This window comes from Streptomyces kunmingensis (assembly GCF_039533535.1).
Taxonomy (GTDB): domain Bacteria; phylum Actinomycetota; class Actinomycetes; order Streptomycetales; family Streptomycetaceae; genus Streptomyces; species Streptomyces kunmingensis.
Genome location: NZ_BAAATS010000032.1, coordinates 46,401 through 63,278, shown reverse-complemented (window position 1 = coordinate 63,278; position 16,878 = coordinate 46,401). Strand labels below are relative to the sequence as shown.

The 16,878-nt window shown below is 68.7% G+C and carries 20 protein-coding genes; 11 read left to right on the top strand and 9 right to left on the bottom strand.

Annotation, left to right across the window (positions count from 1 at the left end; genetic code table 11):
• The first annotated feature begins 3 nt into the window (after positions 1–3).
• The 3 genes from ABD366_RS36100 (at position 4) to ABD366_RS36090 (ending at position 2,526) form a co-directional block, all read left to right on the top strand.
• Complete coding sequence (locus tag ABD366_RS36100) at positions 4–1,047, top strand: medium chain dehydrogenase/reductase family protein (RefSeq protein WP_324773044.1); 1,044 nt, start codon at positions 4–6, stop codon at positions 1,045–1,047.
• A 99-nt stretch (positions 1,048–1,146) separates the two neighbouring features.
• A complete protein-coding gene (locus ABD366_RS36095) occupies positions 1,147–1,761 on the top strand; it encodes an ABC transporter permease (protein ID WP_324773046.1) in 615 nt (204 codons plus the stop codon).
• A 108-nt stretch (positions 1,762–1,869) separates the two neighbouring features.
• Positions 1,870–2,526: a TetR/AcrR family transcriptional regulator gene (locus ABD366_RS36090; protein ID WP_324773048.1), complete on the top strand. Its 657-nt coding sequence runs from the start codon at positions 1,870–1,872 to the stop codon at positions 2,524–2,526.
• Between the two features lie 317 nt (positions 2,527–2,843).
• On the opposite strand, the gene ABD366_RS43655 is transcribed toward ABD366_RS36090, so the two are convergent.
• Positions 2,844–3,260, bottom strand: coding sequence for a hypothetical protein (locus tag ABD366_RS43655; RefSeq protein ID WP_411293832.1), 417 nt, complete (start codon positions 3,258–3,260; stop codon positions 2,844–2,846).
• 256 nt (positions 3,261–3,516) lie between these two features.
• Here ABD366_RS43655 and ABD366_RS36080 point away from each other — a divergent pair, with 256 nt between their 5' ends.
• Positions 3,517–3,885: a nuclear transport factor 2 family protein gene (locus ABD366_RS36080; RefSeq protein WP_324773050.1), complete on the top strand. Its 369-nt coding sequence runs from the start codon at positions 3,517–3,519 to the stop codon at positions 3,883–3,885.
• Between the two features lie 977 nt (positions 3,886–4,862).
• On the opposite strand, the gene ABD366_RS36075 is transcribed toward ABD366_RS36080, so the two are convergent.
• Positions 4,863–5,342, bottom strand: coding sequence for an Rrf2 family transcriptional regulator (locus ABD366_RS36075; RefSeq protein ID WP_324773052.1), 480 nt, complete (start codon positions 5,340–5,342; stop codon positions 4,863–4,865).
• A 352-nt stretch (positions 5,343–5,694) separates the two neighbouring features.
• Here ABD366_RS36075 and ABD366_RS36070 point away from each other — a divergent pair, with 352 nt between their 5' ends.
• From ABD366_RS36070 to ABD366_RS36055, 4 genes are all read left to right on the top strand, one after another.
• Positions 5,695–6,165 (top strand): nuclear transport factor 2 family protein, encoded by a 471-nt coding sequence (locus ABD366_RS36070; RefSeq protein WP_324773054.1) that lies wholly within the window; start codon positions 5,695–5,697, stop codon positions 6,163–6,165.
• Positions 6,166–6,457: 292 nt separating this feature from the next.
• A complete protein-coding gene (locus ABD366_RS36065; RefSeq protein WP_324773056.1) occupies positions 6,458–7,915 on the top strand; it encodes an MFS transporter in 1,458 nt (485 codons plus the stop codon).
• Between the two features lie 28 nt (positions 7,916–7,943).
• A complete protein-coding gene (locus tag ABD366_RS36060; protein ID WP_324773058.1) occupies positions 7,944–8,870 on the top strand; it encodes an alpha/beta hydrolase in 927 nt (308 codons plus the stop codon).
• A 52-nt stretch (positions 8,871–8,922) separates the two neighbouring features.
• Positions 8,923–9,297: a VOC family protein gene (locus tag ABD366_RS36055; RefSeq protein ID WP_324773060.1), complete on the top strand. Its 375-nt coding sequence runs from the start codon at positions 8,923–8,925 to the stop codon at positions 9,295–9,297.
• A gap of 385 nt (positions 9,298–9,682) precedes the next feature.
• Here ABD366_RS36055 and ABD366_RS36050 read toward each other — a convergent pair whose 3' ends face one another.
• The 5 genes from ABD366_RS36050 to ABD366_RS36030 all read right to left on the bottom strand — a co-directional run bounded on the left by ABD366_RS36050 (position 9,683) and on the right by ABD366_RS36030 (position 13,049).
• Positions 9,683–10,210 carry a transposase gene (locus ABD366_RS36050; protein ID WP_324773062.1) on the bottom strand — a complete coding sequence of 176 codons (528 nt, stop codon included), beginning with the start codon at positions 10,208–10,210 and terminating at the stop codon, positions 9,683–9,685.
• Positions 10,207–10,809 (bottom strand): helix-turn-helix domain-containing protein, encoded by a 603-nt coding sequence (locus ABD366_RS36045; RefSeq protein ID WP_324773063.1) that lies wholly within the window; start codon positions 10,807–10,809, stop codon positions 10,207–10,209. The genes ABD366_RS36050 and ABD366_RS36045 overlap by 4 nt, the downstream gene beginning before the upstream one ends.
• Positions 10,810–10,882: 73 nt before the next feature.
• Positions 10,883–11,050 carry a hypothetical protein gene (locus ABD366_RS36040; protein ID WP_324773065.1) on the bottom strand — a complete coding sequence of 56 codons (168 nt, stop codon included), beginning with the start codon at positions 11,048–11,050 and terminating at the stop codon, positions 10,883–10,885.
• Positions 11,051–11,373: 323 nt separating this feature from the next.
• Positions 11,374–12,216: an SDR family oxidoreductase gene (locus tag ABD366_RS36035; RefSeq protein WP_324773067.1), complete on the bottom strand. Its 843-nt coding sequence runs from the start codon at positions 12,214–12,216 to the stop codon at positions 11,374–11,376.
• 77 nt (positions 12,217–12,293) lie between these two features.
• Entirely contained in the window at positions 12,294–13,049 is a 756-nt protein-coding gene (locus tag ABD366_RS36030) for an SDR family NAD(P)-dependent oxidoreductase (protein ID WP_324773069.1), read from the bottom strand.
• Between the two features lie 452 nt (positions 13,050–13,501).
• Here ABD366_RS36030 and ABD366_RS36025 point away from each other — a divergent pair, with 452 nt between their 5' ends.
• Positions 13,502–13,957 (top strand): Rrf2 family transcriptional regulator, encoded by a 456-nt coding sequence (locus ABD366_RS36025; RefSeq protein WP_324773071.1) that lies wholly within the window; start codon positions 13,502–13,504, stop codon positions 13,955–13,957.
• A 34-nt stretch (positions 13,958–13,991) separates the two neighbouring features.
• Here the strand turns inward: ABD366_RS36025 and ABD366_RS36020 are convergent, their stop codons facing one another.
• Positions 13,992–14,975, bottom strand: coding sequence for a zinc-dependent alcohol dehydrogenase family protein (locus tag ABD366_RS36020; protein ID WP_324773073.1), 984 nt, complete (start codon positions 14,973–14,975; stop codon positions 13,992–13,994).
• A gap of 97 nt (positions 14,976–15,072) precedes the next feature.
• On the bottom strand, positions 15,073–15,567 hold the full coding sequence (locus ABD366_RS36015; RefSeq protein WP_324773075.1) for an Rrf2 family transcriptional regulator: 495 nt from the start codon (positions 15,565–15,567) through the stop codon (positions 15,073–15,075).
• Between the two features lie 229 nt (positions 15,568–15,796).
• Between ABD366_RS36015 and ABD366_RS36010 the strand changes: the two genes are divergently transcribed.
• Both ABD366_RS36010 and ABD366_RS36005 read left to right on the top strand, forming a co-directional pair.
• Positions 15,797–15,997 (top strand): hypothetical protein, encoded by a 201-nt coding sequence (locus ABD366_RS36010; RefSeq protein ID WP_324773077.1) that lies wholly within the window; start codon positions 15,797–15,799, stop codon positions 15,995–15,997.
• 263 nt (positions 15,998–16,260) lie between these two features.
• A complete protein-coding gene (locus ABD366_RS36005; protein WP_324773078.1) occupies positions 16,261–16,836 on the top strand; it encodes a hypothetical protein in 576 nt (191 codons plus the stop codon).
• The last annotated feature ends 42 nt before the right edge of the window (positions 16,837–16,878 follow it).

Below are 16,878 nucleotides of genomic sequence, written 5' to 3'. Positions count from 1 at the left end.
GCCATGCGCAGCACCACCGCCACCGCGACCGAGATCGTCCTGCCCGGCAGGGTGGAGCCCGAGGGGCTGGAGACCCGGACTCGTGAGCTGCCGGCCCCGGGCAAGGGGCAGGTCGTCCTGCGGATGGAGGCCACCGGGGTGTGCTTCGCCGAGCAGCAGATGCGCCGGGGCAAGTACTACGACCAGCCGCCGTTCCCCTTCGTGCCCGGCTATGACGTGGTCGGCATCGTCACTGCGGTCGGCCCGGAGGCAGACGCCGCGCTGGTCGGGCGCCGGTTCGCCGCGGTCACCAAGACCGGCGCCTGGGCCAGCCACGTGATCGTCGACGCCGCCGACCTGATGCCCGTACCCGACGAGGTCGATCCGGCCGCCGCCGGGACGTTTGTCGTCAACGGCATCACCGCCTGGCAGTTGCTGCACCGCACCGCCAAGGTCCGCGCCGGCCAGACCATCGTCGTACTGGGCGCCAACGGCGGTGTCGGCTCCACCCTCGTCCAGCTCGCAGCACACGCAGGCGTAACCGTCATCGGCACCGCCTCGCCCCGCCACCACGACGCCCTGCGCAAACTGGGCGCCACCCCGGTCGACTACCGCGACCCAGACATGTACGCCCGCATCCGCGCACTGGCCCCCGACGGCGTGGACGCGGTCTTCGACCACGTCGGAGGCCCCGCCATCGAGGACTCCTGGCAACTGCTGCGCCGCGGCGGCACCCTCGTCTCCTACGGCACCGCCGCCAGCAAGGACGAGGAAGGCAACTCCCAGCTCCCCGTCCTCAAGCTCTTCGCCCGCCTCAACGCGTGGAACGCCCTGCCGAACGGAAAGAGCGCCGGCTTCTACAACTTCTGGGCCGGCAAGCGCCGTTGCCGGGCCTCCTGGCAGCGCCGTATGGCAGAGGATCTCACGCAGGTCCTGCGCCTGGTCGCCGACGGCACCCTCGTCCCGCAGATCGCCGCCACGTTCCCGCTGACCGACACCGTCGCCGCCCTGCGGCTCGCCGAATCCCGCACCGCCGCGGGCAAGGTCGTCATCGTCCCCGAGGCCTGACACTCGGCGCCCCGGACACCAAAGCCCTTCCTCGCCCCCTGCCCTACCCGCCCGTTTCCCCGCGCGCCGCCCACCCGACACCACCCGGAGATAATCGCCATGTCCCTCACTGCCACGGCCGCGTCCGTCACCGTCGACCAGAGTGCCCCCGCCCGCCCTGCGACGACCGACGTCGACAACTTCGGCACGTACATCAGCTTCGGCCTCGCCTACCTTCTCGGCCACGGCTCCGCCGCCCTCTCCCAGGGCGACACCCCCATCCTCGCCCTCCCCGGCTGGCTGCCCATGACCCTCCTCGGTACCGGCCTCGCTGTGGGCACCGTCCAGGCCACCCGTTCCGCCCTGCGCGCTCAGCGTGCTACCACCGACCCGCACACCCTCCGCACCGGCCAACTCCTTGGCGCCCTTTGGGTCATCGCCTTCGCCGCCCTCTTCCTCGCCATCACCGGCCTCAGCACCGCCCTGGACAACCCCGATATACAGACCCTGCTGTGGCCCACCGGCTCGGGCTTCGTCGTCGGCCTGATCTATGTCGCCGAGGGCGCCACCCGCCGCAACATGCTCCACTACCTCCTCGGCGCCTGGCTCGCTCTCAGCTCCACCGCAGCTCTCCTCCTCGGAAATCCCGGCTTCTACTGGATCCTCACGCTCGCCGGCGGCGGCGCCTACGCCCTCGCCACCCTCCTCGAACACCGCCGCCAGCACCTGGGCTGACCCCGTCCGGTCGGTCCTGGGTCGGCGCCCCACCAAGATGAAGGCCGGCTGCACCGGACAGAGGGGCCAGGGTTGCCTGCCCCATCCGGCCCATCCGGCCCATCCGGCATGACGGAAGGTGAACGAAGTGAAGGAATCCGAATCAGAGTAGTCCGCGTACGCAACCGTCGAGGCGAGGGCGGAAGGCTGCGGGACGAGATCATCGACGCGGCGGCGGAACTGCTCGACGAGACCGGTGACCAGCACGCCGTCACCCTGCGATCGGTGGCCCGCCGCGTGGGTATCGCCACTCCCTCGATCTATCCGCACTTCCCGGACCGCCTGGCCATCCTGCTGGCCGCCGTACAAGGGGAGTTCACCGGCCTGGAGAGAGCGCTGGGCGCGGCGGCGGAGCAGGAGGTCACCGACCCACGCCGCCGGCTGCTGGCCGTCTGCGAGACCTACCTCGACTTCGCCGAGCACCATCCCCAGCGCTACCGCATGATGTTCGGCGGCCTGTGGGCACCGACGCTGGAACACAGCTCGCTGACCGAGACCGACCTCGTCATGCTGGGTGCGCCGTCCATGCTGGTACTCGTCGAAGCCCTCGATGCCTGCGTTGCCGCCGGTACGGTCGCCAGCGACCATGTGTCCGCCGACGCGACGGCACTGTGGGCGGGGCTGCACGGACTTGCCCACCGGCGGATCGTCCCCCCGTCCTACTCCTGGCCCGAGAACATTACCGAGCGCGTCATCCTCCCCCTCGCGCGCCTGGATGCGGCATGAACGCGATCCGCGTTCCGCACTCCCGATCCAGCTTCTCCTGCGTTCTCGTGCGGGACGGCGAGCACCGGTCCTCCGGAGGATCGGAGAGATCGAGGACACCTGCGCTGAGCAGGCGCCGCCCCACCGTGACCGCAGCGACGAACCGAGTGAAGCAGCCGCAACCTCAAGACTGTGCGCTTGCGTTGACCGCAAGGACATGGAGGGCACAAGACAGCGGACAGACCTGCGCGAGGAGTTGCAGCGCGCCGGGCCACGATGACGCACTCACGGGATCTTCTGGTGCTGTGACCGCATAGACACCTCACGACCCCAAGTCGTCAAGCCGCAGCGGCCAACGCAGTTGGGAATGCGGTGTTCTCATCGAACAGTTCGCGTCGCTGGAGGCAGTGGAACCTCTGTCCGAGCATACGGTTGAAGAGGTTGCGCTGGGCGGCAGCGTGCCAGTCCCCGTGCTCGTTGCGGCGGCGACGGTAGTGGGTTATGGCTCCGGGCGAGGCGCGGAGGGCGGAGAAGGCCCAGAGGTAGCCGGCGTGGTTGAGGCGGTCGTTCTTGACCCAGCGGCGGGCCGATCCGGCGAGCAGACCGAAACCCTCCCCGCCGGCGCCCCCGTACCGGCGCTCCCCGACGTCGATGACGAGGAGGACCTGCTGGAGCGGATGGAGGCGGCCGCGTTGGACGTCACTCCCAAGACCTGGGACTTCTACAACAAAAAGGATCCGAGGATCGCGTCGCACCTGGTGACGGTTGCCGGCGTGGAGCACTGCCCGCGCGGGCGCTGCGCGCCTATCGTGAGCAGCCGTCGTCGGCGGCCGGCGAGGTGGGACACCGGCCCAAGGGCAGCGGCGACATGGTGCCCCGCGACCAGCTGCACGCCCGCGTCGGGGACTCCTGGACGCCGACTCGGCCTTGACGCTCGCCCGGCTGACAGAGGAACTCGGCGTCTCCTGAGGGGCCCACCGGAGTCTTCCTCAGCCGAGATGGGGTCGTGCCGTGTTGAACCCGGTGCCGACCGTCTCCGCCGAAGACCGGGCGGCCATCCAGGAAATGATCCTGGCCCGCGCCCAGGCTGTCGATGACAGCGACAGGGAGGCCTTCTACATGCTGCTGCAGGGCGTGACCTTCGTCGCCGGCCCCCAGAAGGTGATCGGGGCGGACATCGTCCGGCTCATCGAGGCCGGTCCGCAACCCATACGGCACCTGGTGACCAACCACCGCTTCCGATACAGCTCGGACCAGGAGACGGTCGGGGTCGAGAGCTACTTTGTCCTGCTGAACGGAATGGGGCTGCCGGGGACCAGCACTCCGCAACCGAAGACCATCGGGGCCACGGGGCGCTACCTCGACCGGTTCGCCCGGTAGGACGGCCGTCGCCCTGCGGCCGTCCTTCGCTGGTGGCTGATGCAGGCCCGGATCCGGGTACCGCCGCCCGGATGTCTTCGCGCGTGAAGAGCCCCACCAGACTGAATGTGCGGCATCCAGACTGGTGGGGCTCTTCACGCAGGGTGTGGCGCGTTCGGATGCCCGGCAGACGGAGGCCAGGAGCAGCAGTACGTCTGCGGAGGCTCGGGGGGACTCGCAGCGCGGGGTGTGTTCGACGGTGGCGTCCAGGCTCTCGAGGCGCTTTGCGATGTGGGTGGGCAGGATCTGACGCAGTTTCAGCAGGGCTGAGAGGGCTGCTGGGTCGGCGCCGAGCGCCGCGCCTTGTGCTCCCTCCCGTAGCGCCATGGCCACGGCGAACACCTCGTCGCCCAGGCCAAGTTCGATTCGCTGCCGAAGGGAGACGCAGACCTCGCGCGGGCCGGTTGACCGCCAGAACGTCGAAACAGGGACTCAGCGCGTAGGCCACTGCCGGGGACGAATCCTCCAGCAGCGGCCCGGTGCGACGACCGGCAGGCCAGCCGTTGACGGATCCAGCCCGGCGCGGCAGAGGCGGAGATATTCGCCGAGCACGTTGTCCGACGCGGTCCCCTTGCTTTTGGCGGTCCGCCCTGTGTCGCGGGCAGGTACAGCGGGCACGCGCATCCGCATTGCGCCTCTCGAGGTGTGCGGTGCCGGATCTCTGCCCACCGCCGCGGTAGGCGGAGCAGCGCGCCTCTGTTCGGGCTGCGCCTTCGTCCAAAACCTTGCTCGCAGTGCACGGTCGTTGGAAGGGCGTGACTTTCTGGGTGTGCCGCACTCAGGTACCACGACACGTGCGGAAGCCAGGTCGCGGCGTGCCGGACGCGGTGGTCACGACCTTCGGCTGAGCGGCTACCAGGCGACGAAAAGAGGCACGGGCAACTGCACCGTGCCGAGCCGGATGAATGTGGTCTGGGGTACGAAGCAGTACTTCCGCTTCAGATGACGGAGGCCTGCGGCTGCTGCGGAGGGTGGTCTCCCGCCGCGTACGCGGCCAGGGTCTCGCGGAGCACATCCGCGATGGTCACCTGCGCCAGGGACTGGCGCAGGGCGTCAGTCGCCCGGTCGTAGATCCCGGTCAGGACGGGCTGGATGCCGTAGCCGACGTAGCACTCCGCGTCCGGATCCGAGGCGTGCAGCCCGAAGACCGGCTCGTCCGAACTCGCGCAGTACACATCCAGCAGGGTGATCGACGCGGCGTCGCGGGCAAGGTTCCAGCCGCCGCCCTTGCCGTGATCGATGGTCACGAGTTCATGGTCCTTCAGCCGGCCCAGGCTACGGCGGATCACCACCGGGTTGGTGTTCACACTCGTCGCGATGCGCTGCGATGTCGCGATCTCCTTGTCGGTGCCGCGCCGGTCATACGCGAGCCAGGTCAGGATGTGGACGGCCAGGCTCATGCGGCTGTTCGCGCTCATGCTGCTCCTTCACGTCTTCGGGGGCTTCCGGCAGAAACCGCGGTCCCATCGGCCAACTGTAACAAGAATAGATACAACCGGTCTCTGCTTCGCGGGCGGCTATCGAATCGGCGGGCGTCGCGACTTGCCATCGGAACGTGTAACTGATTTAGTTGCGCTGTAAGCAATACGGTTACAGGCTCGATCGCGAGATCCTCGGCCTCGCCCATCAGGCCGTGTCCAGCGAAGCCTCCGCGAGGAGGCCTCCACCGCCTCCAGCCGACACTCCGGGACCACCGCATCGGCACATCGCCCTGATCCCAACCCGCCATCGAGTGCACCACTCACTGCCAGAAGCAAGGAAACAAGGACCATGGCACTGAACAACCAGCACATTGAAGACCGCGACGAAGCAGAGATCCGCTCGGTGCTCCTCGGATACGTCGAGGCGCTGGACGGCCGCAACTTCGAGCAACTCGCCGAAGCCTTCACGGAAACCGCAGCGCTCGAGAACACCTTCGAGAGCTACATCCCGGGCGGCGACGCCTTCACCGGCGTCATGGCGCGCGGGGCGAAGAACATCGCAGGAGCCATCGGGGGCCTCATGGGGCGCCTCGATGCCACCCAGCACTTCCTGGGTGCCATCTGGCTCGAGCCCACCGCCGGGGGAGTGCGCACGCGGACGCAGGTCATCGCCCACCACCACCGCGGCACCGGTTTCTACCACACCGGCGGCACCTACATCGACTCCTTCGTCCGCACCGACGACGGATGGCGCATCGACCACCGCGTACTGCACACCTCGTGGACCACGGGCGAGCCGAGCGTGGTCACCGGCGCCTGACCTGCCGGCGCAAGCACCGCTCTGTCAGCGGAGTCGGGCACACCTGTGGTCTCCGCGGGCAGGGTGCGGTCGGCCATCTACATGTCTCTCTCGGGCAGGCCCGCTCCGCACCCATGGCGAGACACGCACCTGGCGGGCCGGAAGCCGTGGCGATCCGAACGCGCGGCGCCGGCCTGCCACTCGCGGCCGCTCACTCAGAGATCCCCTCGAAACCAGATGAGTTGGCTACCACTACGCGGTGACCGTCGCAGTCATATCGATGTCCCCTTCGTGCCCTACCCCCGAGGTAACCATGCCTGTCCATGAAGAGCTCAGCACCGGGACGGAACCGGCGCCCCTCCCATCCGCTGCCGCCCGCCGTGCCGAAGTGCCGCCGCACGCCGTGCTGGCCGTCGCCGCCGTGCTTACCGCCCAACTGATGCTGCAACTCGACGCGCAGGTGGTCACGGTCGCCCTCCCGCAGGTGCAGACCGCACTCGGGTTCTCCGCAGCCGGCTTGTCCTGGGTCCCCAACGCCTACGCCCTGGCCTTCGGCGGCCTGATGCTCCTCGGCGGCCGACTCGGCGACACCTTCGGACGGGTGAGAGTCTTCAACGCCGGCACCGCGCTGTTCGCCGCAGCCTCCCTCGCCGCCGGGCTCGCTCCGAACGCGTCCACAATGATCATCGCCAGGGTCGCTCAGGGAGTGGGCGCGGCCATCGCCGCGCCCAGCGTCCTCTCCCTGCTGACGTCCATGGCCAAGGACGAGGCCGCCCGACGTCGCAGCCTGGCCATGTTCACCGCCGCCTCGGCCGTCGGCTCATCCTTCGGTCTCATCCTCGGCGGTGCACTGACCGCCTTCGCCTCATGGCGGTGGGGGCTGCTCATCAACGTTCCGGTCGGCATCGCGGTCGTAGCGGTGGTCCACCGACTCGTACGCGAGAGCGCGCCGGTCCGCGGGCGTGTCGACATCGCGGGCGCCGTCACCGCGACGTTGGGCTCACTGCTGCTGGTCTACGGGTTCATCCACGCCGCCGAAGCGGGCTGGGCGACCGTGCAGACGGTTCTCGCCTTCGTCCTCGCCGTCGTCCTGCTCGTCGCGTTCGTGCTGATCGAGCGGCGTGCCGCACATCCCCTGCTGGACCTGACGCTGCTGCGGCACACCGGCCGCGCCACGGCACTCGTGGTCATGGGACTGATCGTCGGAGTCCACTTCTCGTTGCTGTTCATACTGGTCCAGTACCTGCAACGCAGCCTTGGTATGGGCGCGCTCACGGCCGGTCTCGCCTTCCTTCCCCTCACCGGCACGATCCTCACGGTGACCCAGTTCGTTCCCACGTTCATCCGGCGCGTCGGCCCCGCGAAACCGCTCGTGGCCGGGAGCCTGTTCGTGGCGGTCAGCTTCATCTGGTTCGCCCAGCTCGACAGCGGCAGTACATACGCCGGCGGCGTACTGGCACCTCTGTTCCTCCACAGCGTCGGTGCCGCCCTGGTGTTCACCCCGGCCACTGTCATGATCATGGACGGTCTCCCGCCGGAACACACCGGATCCATGTCCGGCTTCCTGCAGATGGTTCAGCAGGTGTCCGGTTCCCTGGGCATCGCCGTGATCGTGGCCGTCTACGTCGGAGCCGGGGAGTCCGGCCAAGTGGCCTCCGGCATCGCCCCGGCGTTCTACCTCGCCGGCGCCATCTCCGCTCTCGCCGTACTCACAGCCCTTATAGCCCTCGTCCGACGCCGCTCACCCCGGCCCTCAACGACGAGTCCCTGACCCCGTGACACCCCAAGGAGAATCTCCCGTGACGACTACCGGACTGCCCACATCGGAAACCCCACTGAGCCAGGGGTACGACGCTGCAACACGCGACGACGCCCAGTTCAACGAAGATTTCGAGCACCGCTTCACCACCGTCGACGGCCTGCAGATGCACTACGTCGTGGGAGGCGATGGACCCCAGCCGATCGTGCTGCTCCACGGTTTTCCCGAGACCTGGTACGCCTACCGCCCGATCATGGCCGACCTGCTCCCCGGACATACCGTGATCGCCATCGACCTGCCCGGGTTCGGTGACTCGAGCGGCGATGTAGTGTCGCACGACAAGGCGACCCTGGCGCGCTACGTCCACCGCCTCCTGGAGAAGCTGGGTCACACCGGCGGAGTCCAGCTTGTCGCCCACGACGCGGGCGGCGCCGTCGCGTACGCCCTCGTCGCACAGTGGCGCGAACAGTTCTCCGGCCTTCTCATGATGGACTTCCCCGTGACCGGTGGAGAGCTGACCTATGAACAGGTGAAGCCGCTGTCCTACCACTTCTCGTTCCACTCCCAGGAGCCACTGTTCGAGCAGCTCGTCGCGGGCCGCGAACGGCTGTACCTCGAGTACTTCTACCGGGCCAACTCACCCGGCGTCGAAGAGCCGGTGCCGCAGCACGCGGTGGACGAATACACCCGCGCCTACTCCCGCCCCGGCGTCATGCACAACGGCTCGCGTCTCTACCAGGCCTGGACACAGGACGAGGAGGACAACCGACGTTTCATGGCCGATCCGCTCACGCTCCCCGTTCACTTCCTTGCCCAAGCCCGACTGTTCGAGGGATTGTTGTCCGGGATCCGCAGCGCCGCGCCGCACGTGTCCGGAGCAGCGGTCGACAGCGGGCACTGGATGCTGCACGAGACCCCCGACCGTGTCCTGCACGAGATCAAGGCCTTCTTCGGCTATCAAGACTGATGCCTGCCACGCCGTGTCGAACCTCGACGCCTCACACGAAGCCGGAAGACCTGTGCTGAACCACGTAGAAATCCAGACCACCGACGTACAGGCCAGCGCCGCGTTCTACGACGCCGTGCTCGCACCGCTGGGCGTCGGCCGCCGAATTGAGCACGAGGGCCGTATCGGATACGGAGACGAGCGCCCCGAGTTCTGGATCGGACCTGTCCCGGACTCCACCGGTTCCCAGGCTCGCGAGAGTCACCTGGCCTTCACCGCGCCCGACCGGTCGACGGTCGACGCCTTCCACAAGGGAGCTGTCGCCGTTGGCGCCGAGGTTCTGCACGCACCGAAAGTCTGGCCGCAGTACCACGACACCTACTACGCCGCCTTCGTACGGGATCCCGACGGCAACAATATCGAGGCGGTCTGCGAGCGCCCCGAGTAGCGCCACGTGGTCCGCCTTCTGTTCTGGGCGCCGCAGCGAACTGCGCGACGCCCAGAACAGAGAGGCCGGCGGGGACGAAGCCCCGGTGGAGTCCAAGCCCGCAGCGAACACGACACCCGAGGTGCCCGGCCGCACTCGCATGAGCGGGGCCGGGCGCCTCGGTCGGTCGGCTCGACGGCTCCGAGACGGTCGGGAGCGACGGTCGGGAGCGAAGAGGGGCCGTCCCGCGGGGGCGGACGCGGCCGTCCACGGGCGTGGCGGGCTCACTTGCGCAGCATGCGGCTGACGGCCTCGGCCATCGCCTGCTCGCCCACGGCACTGGGGTGCGCCGGATTAGCGGGGCTCGCCGGGGCTCGGGGGCGATCCACCGCTAGTGCTGCGTTCCTCAAAGGACGTACACGTAGCGACGCCGCCGTGTGCGAGTGGGAGGGGCCGGGCGGCCCCATACCCATGGCTGAGCGTGGGTGTTGAGCTGGGCGGTAGCCAGTTTCGTCGCATAGGCGATGTCGTGTGGGTTGCAGAAGGAACGACCGGCCAAGGCGGTCTTACGGAACAGCCGCCACCAGCCCTCTTGGAGGTTGAGCCAGCAGGCGCCGACCGGAATGAACGCGTGGCGGATACGCGGGTGTCCTTCCAGCCACTCCCGGGTCGACACGCTGCGGTGCGCGGACAGATTGTCGGTCACGATCCAGATCGCCCCCGCCGGGTTGGCTTTTCGACGTGCTCCAGGAACTGCTGGTAGCAGATGCTGCTGCGGGAGGGAGCGGTCATGGTGACCTCCGTGGCCATCACGGATCCGCAGCCCACCGAAGATCCAGGTCTTCTCCGGGCCGCGGGTGTAGTCGAGTTCGGACTTGATCCGGTGCCCGTCAGCGGACCAGGCCGGCGCAGATGGAAAGGTTCGAGGGATCACCGGGCCGAGTTCGTCGGCACAAACGACCGTGGCCCCCGGCGGAGGGTTCGTGTAGAGCCCGATGATCCGCGTCCTTTTGGGACGAAGTCCGGATCGGTGGGCCGCGTCCAGGACCGCGGGCGCCGCCGCCTCACTCCCTCGGCCAGCAAGATGCGACGGACTTGGGAACGACCGATCTGTATGCCCTCGGCGCGGGCGGTTGCGGCCAGAGTGGACAGGGTCCTCTCCGCCGGGCCCAGCTCGTCCGGCGCCCACAACTCGTCGACGGGCTCCCATCGCAGCCGGCCCGGCGGCAGCGTCTTCACCAGCGCGATGACCCGCGAGCGTTCCTGCTCGGTGATCCGACGCTTGCGTCCTTGCCCGCCCAGGTCCTCAAGCCCCGCAAGACCACGGCAGTTGAAACGGTGGAGCCAGCAGCGCACGGTCTTGGCGCTGCACCCCAGCGTGGCCGCGATGGCCGGCACTCGCTGCCCTGACCAACTCAGCTGAACCATCCGGGCCCGCACCGCCAGGTCGCGCGGAGCCTTCCGGGCCCGCACCAACCGGTGCACGACCCTGAGCTCTTCCTCATCGCGGCACGGCCGCGCCCATAGGACCATCCCTCAGCATCCACCCGGCACCTGCCCGCTGCCTACTCCCAACAGATGTACCCGCCCGAACGGGAACGCAGCACTAGCTGGCCGGAGCGCACACGTCGTACCCGACGGTCGGCCGGTAGGTGCCGACATAGCCGGCACCGCTGCCCCGTGCCTCGCGCGCCAGCATGGAGTTCAGCTCGACCGTGGTGTCACGAAGGTATGCGAAGTCACCTGCGGCGAAGGCACGGTGGAGCTGGTCCACACCGTCACGCGTGCAAGGGGTCCGGCAAGGAACCCGGCGAGGTCGCCCGCTCCCAGCGTGGCGCAGGTCTCGACGATGCTCGCGAAGCCGATGTCATTGCCGCATATGGTCACGGTGGCCAGGTCCGTGCTGGGGCCCAGGGCGTCGATTTGCGGGGCGATCGTGTCGCCCTGGCGAGCGCCGGGTCCGGCGGTGGTGGCTCCGGAACAAGTGATTCACCACAGTGATCGGCCTTCTGTGTACGGGCCGGGCCCTGCCGGCCGGGGTGCCGCACACCCGGGCCGGCAGTCAGCCGCCTGTGACGGAGGAAGGCGGGCGCGCGGTCAGCGGTTCGTGGAGCGGGCCACTTCCTCCTGGGCCCGTAGCGCCGCCAGACGTCCGCTCAAGGCCTGCTCGATGGCGGTGTAGGAGTCGCTTCCCAGCACGAGTCGCCGGGGTGGCCGGGCGGAGGTCGCGGCCTCGATGATCGCGCGAGCCATCTTCGCCGGGTCGCCCAGGCTGTCGGCCTTGACCGCCGCGGCGTCAGCGAGATAGCGGTGCAGGTCACCGACGGGGCCGCTGTCGTAGGCGTCGATGGGTTCGGCGACGTTCAGACGGGCGAAGAAGTTGGAGTCGATGCTGCCGGGTTCGACGATGGTGATACCGACCCCGAACGGGGCGACCTCGTCGTGCAGGGACTCGAAGAACCCTTCGACGCCCCACTTACTGGCGTGGTACAGGCTCGCTCCGGCCATGCCGGTCTGGCCGGAGGTGCTGGAGATCTGCGTGAAGTGCCCCGATCCCTGGCGCCTCAGATGGGGCAGGACGCTCCGCAGGAGCTGGACGGGCGCGACGAGGTTGGCGGCGAGGAGCTGGTCGATGCCCTGGTCGTCGAGTTCCTCCGCGGCCCCGTACAGCCCGAAGGCCGCGTTGGAGACGATGTGGTCGATGTCTCCGAGATCGGAGAAGGCCGTGTCGACGACATGCCGCAGTCTTGTGGTGTCCGTGACGTCGAGATCCGCGGTCCACAGCCGGTCGTTGTATGTGTCCTTGAGGTCGTTCAGGCGTGTGGTGTCACGTACGGTCGCGGCCACACGGTGGCCGTCGCGCAGCAGCGCTTCGGTGAGCGCGCGTCCCAGTCCGGAGGACGAACCGGTGACGAGCCAGGTACGGGGTGCCGTTGACATGTGTTCTCCTTGCGCGGGCGGGCCGCGGGAGCGGCCCGCCCGCTGTCACAGTGCTGGGTGTGGTGGGTGGAACGGGGTCACATCTGGCCCTGGCCGCCGTCGGTGAACAGTTCCGCGCCGGTGGTGAAGCTGCTTTCGCCGGAGGCCAGGAAGAGGGCGGCGGCAGCCACTTCCTCCGGGCGTCCCATGCGCCCCATCGCGAGGGTGCCGCCCACCTGCTCGCGGACCCGACGCATGGCGTCCTCGTCGTCGGCCTCCGTATTCGCGAAGAAGGCAGGAGTCTCGATCGGGCCGGGGCTGAGCGTGTTGACGCGGATGCCTCGCTCGCTGAGTTCGTAGGCCCAGGACCGGCCCAGGCTGCGTAGGGCGGCCTTGGTGGCGCCGTACAGACTCATCTGGGGCACGTTGCGGGAGCCGTTGACCGAGCCCACCAGGATGATGGAACCGCCGCTGCTCATGAGGGGCAGCGACTTCTGGACGGTGAACAGGGCGCCTGCCACGTTTACGGAGAAGTGTCGTTCGTAGTCCGCGAAGGTGATGTGTTCCAGAGGGATCACACTTCCGCCGCCCGCGTTGGCAACGACAACATCGATGTGTCCCTGCCGTTCGGCGACCGCGTCGATTACCCGGTCGACGGCTGCCGGGTCGGAGACGTCTCCCTGGATGCCGGCCGCCCGCTCGCCCAGGCTTGTGAGGGCGTTCTGCAGTTCCGTGGCCCGGCGGCCGGTGATGTAGACGAAGGCTCCCTCGTCGACGAAGCGGCGGGCGGTGGCCAGACCGATCCCGGAGGTGCCTCCGGTGATGACGGCCACCTTGTCGTTCAACTGTCCCATGGTGTCTGGTTCCTTTACGGGTCTGCGGCGCGGCCGGGGGCTGCGGCGGGGGAGCGGCCATCAGGGGATGAGGACGACGTCCGGGGCGCCGGTCGTTCAGTGACCACGGAGTGTGCGGTGGGCTATGCGCCGTCCGCCCGGTGTGCGGACGAGGTCGTCCTCGTAGGAATCGTCGGCGTGGTAGTCCCTGGCGCCCCGGTAGTGCACTGTAACCATTACGGATACAGCGTAGTCAAGTTGGTTACACAATGGGCGCTTCCCTGCCCCGAGCGGCCGGAAGGGGAAGGCCGCGGTGGCCGAGGTGTCACACACCTGGGCGGCATGCCGGCCGGCAGGGACGGGAGCGGCCGGACGGGCCCCGACCATTACGTAACTGGTCCGGTTATATTGGGCGGGTGGGCGAGATCGCTCATTCGCCTGTACGGGGGCGGGACCGAAGGGAGGCGGACGGTGTGAGCGCCAACAGTCGTATGAGTCTGGCCGTGCACATCCTGACGTGGCTGGCCTACGACCGGCGGGGCACCGCCAAGGAGGTCGCGACATCCCAGCGCATCGCTGAGAGCGTGAACACCAACCCGGTCGTCATCCGGCGCTGCCTAGGGCAGTTGAAGGACGGCGGGCTGGTGGAGGTCACGCACGGACGCAACGGCGGCTGGAACCTCGCACGCCCGGCGGAGGAGATCACGCTGCTGCATGTCTACAGCGCGCTCCCCGACGAGCCGGTCTTCGGTCTGCACGCCTCCGACCCCAATGCCGCCTGCCATGTCGGCTTCGGTATCCAGCACGCCCTGACGGACGTGTATCAGGACGCGACGGAAGCTCTGCGCCAGTCGTTGTCGACGACCACTGTGGCGGACGTCCTGCGCAACACGCTGGCGTTCCAGGACGCTTCGGCCGCCGCGTCCTGATCCGGGGTGGTGCCCGGCCCGGACGCCGCGACACTCAGTCCAGAGCGATGAGGACCTTCCCGAACTGCCCTCCCTCGGCGGCGTAGCGGTGCGCGGCGGCCGCCTGGTCGAGCCCGTGGAAGACCCTGTCGATACGCGGGACGAACGCCCCCGAACGTACGCCCGCCGCCACGAAGTTGCGGGCCTGGGCAAGGCGGGCGGGGTCCTGCGTCGTGGTGAAGTTGGTGTGGCCCACGATGTTCATGGGCCACCGCGTGGGCAGCACGGCGGGCCGTTCGTCGTACCAGCCGTACACGACGATCGTGCCGTCCTCGGCCACGGCGTCGGCCGTCGAGGGGAACTCGGGACCTCCAGTGGCATCGAAGACCAGCGCCGCGCCGCGCCCGTCGGTGACCGCCCGCACCCTGTCACCCAGCTGGTCGCGGCCCACGACGACATGCCGGGCTCCGGCGTCCCGCAGAGCCTCTTCCTTCGCGCTGGACCGGGTCGCGGCGATCGGTACCGCCCCCAGGTGACGGGCCACGTCGATGGCGGCCAGGCCCACGGCACTCGACGCGGCCGTGATCAGCACGGGGTCGCCCGCCTGTAGCCCGCCGCTTGTCACCAGGCCCGCGTAGGCCGTGAAGTACGCCATCCAGGAGGCCGTCGTCACGAGGTCGTCCGCGCCCTCGAAGGCGAGAACCGTCTGCGCGGCGGGTACGACGACGTGCTCACCGTAGACACCGTGCTCGCTCTGCTGGACGACAGGACCTACGAGAACCCTGTCGCCGACGTTCAGGCCGGTCACTCCGGGGCCCCTCGACTCGATGACTGCGAGCGCCTCGATCCCCAGCCGCGACTGCGGAAGTGTCGGCTTCACGGGGTACAGACCCGCTCGGAACAGCAGGTCGGGGCGATTGACCCCAATGCACAGCACTCGGACACGCACTTCACCCGTCCCGGGTTCCGGGACGTCGACGTCCGCCACCTTGAGGACCTCGGGACCGCCCACCGCGTCGAACACCACTGCGTGGCTCATCCAATGTTCCCTTCGCTGAATCCTGTTCGCCGGGCCATGGCCGGCAGGACCTTAATGTAACTTGAGCAGTTACATATAAAATACATAACTACATCTGTTACAGCAAAGGGGGGCGGCCTTCGGTCGGGCGCGATCGCCGCGGTGGACAGTCCCCGGCCGCGTGCACGGCCAGCGTCTCGCGGACCACATCGGCGACGGTCGTCTCGGTCAGGGAGCGGCGCAGGGCGTCGGATGCCCGGCTGTAGATGCCGGCCAGCACGGTCTGGATGCCGTAGCCGATGTGGCACCTCGCGTCAGGGGCGGAGGCGTGCATGCCGAACAACGGCTCGTCCGGGATGGCGCAGTACACGTCCAGCAAGGTGATCGACGCGGCGTCACGGGTTAGCGTCCATCCGCCTTGCCTGCCCTGGCCGACGGTCACGAGCCCGTGCTCGCGCAGCCGGCCGAGACTTCGCCGGATCACCACCGGGTTCGTGTTCACGCTGGCCGCGATGTGTTGGGAGGTCGCCGTCTCCTGATCGGTGCCGCGCCGGTCGCAGGCCAGCCAGGCGAGGATGTGTACGGCCAGGCTCATGCGGCTGTTCGCGCTCAAGCTGCCCCTCCCTTTATGTGTAATAGAGTTAGTTGCTCAGTAACTGGTATTGTTACAGATATGGTCGCCGGGGGCCTCGCGTTCGCCGTGAGGGCCCGCCCGTCCTTGCGCTGGGTCTCGCTGAAGGCGGACCGCCACCAGGTCCCGGACGCCCCATGCCCCGGGTCCCGCACGCAAGAGCTGCTCACGGCCGTCTGTCGGCCGAGCGGAGGACGAGAACGGAGTGGCAGTGAACACGCAAGAGTTGGGCAAGGAGTCCGAGGAGTTGGGCGAAGAGCCCGACGGACGGCAGGCGGCGCTCGGCGGGGTGCACCTGCTCGGCAGCGTGCCGCTGGCCGACTCCGCCGACGTTTTCAGGACCGTCTCACGCAGCGTCGGTCCCTACGTGCGGCGCATCCCCGACGGGGAGACCGGCGACCCCACGCTGTGAGCCGTATGGCAGCGAGAGATCTTCGCCGCGTCCCCCGCCTTCCGGCTGGTCGACGCCGCGGAGCCGACGTACGGGGCGGGAGCCACCTGGTACCGGCCCCTGTCGCCGGACACCCTGGAAGCCGCCGACTTCGGACCACTGGGATACGCCCGCGAAGCCCTCCGCAGTTACGAGGTACTGAAGGAACTGCGGAGGCCGGCGACGTGACACCCACGGCTCGTTTCCAGGTGAGCCTCCCCACGCCCTCGGCGCCGATAGCGCTCATGGTGGAACCCGAACACCGGCGGACCGTGGAACCCGTGTACCGGCAGGCACTCCTCGGAGAAGTACGGCAAATCCTGGACGCGGTGCCGCACGAGGACCTCGCGATCCAGTGGGACGTCGCCGTCGAGGTGGCCTTCCTCGAATCAGGCGGCACGGCCCTCGGCGGCTGGGCGGGACCGCACGACAACCTGTTCGAGCAGATCATCACGAGCCTCACCGGCCTCGGAGATGCCGTACCAGCGGACGTAGAACTCGGTTACCACCTGTGCTACGGCAACTCGCGGGGCAAGCGGTTCCTCGAGCCGAAGGACACGAGCCTGTTGGTCGATGTCGCCAACGCGCTCACCGGCCGCGTCGCACGGCAGATCGACTTTCTGCACCTGCCCGTGCCCCAGGACCGCACCGACCACGAGTACTTCGCGCCCCTGACCGGTCTGGACCTCGACGACGGGACCGACTTGTACTTGGGTCTGGTGTACCCCGCGGACGGCGTCGAGGGCGCACGCCGGCGTATCGATCCCGCCCTGGTGCGGGATCTGCTATGGCTGCACCGCAGGGTGTACGAGCAGGTCTGAGGCGCACCGGTGTCGTGTGGGGCGCGGGGCTGATGCCGTGCC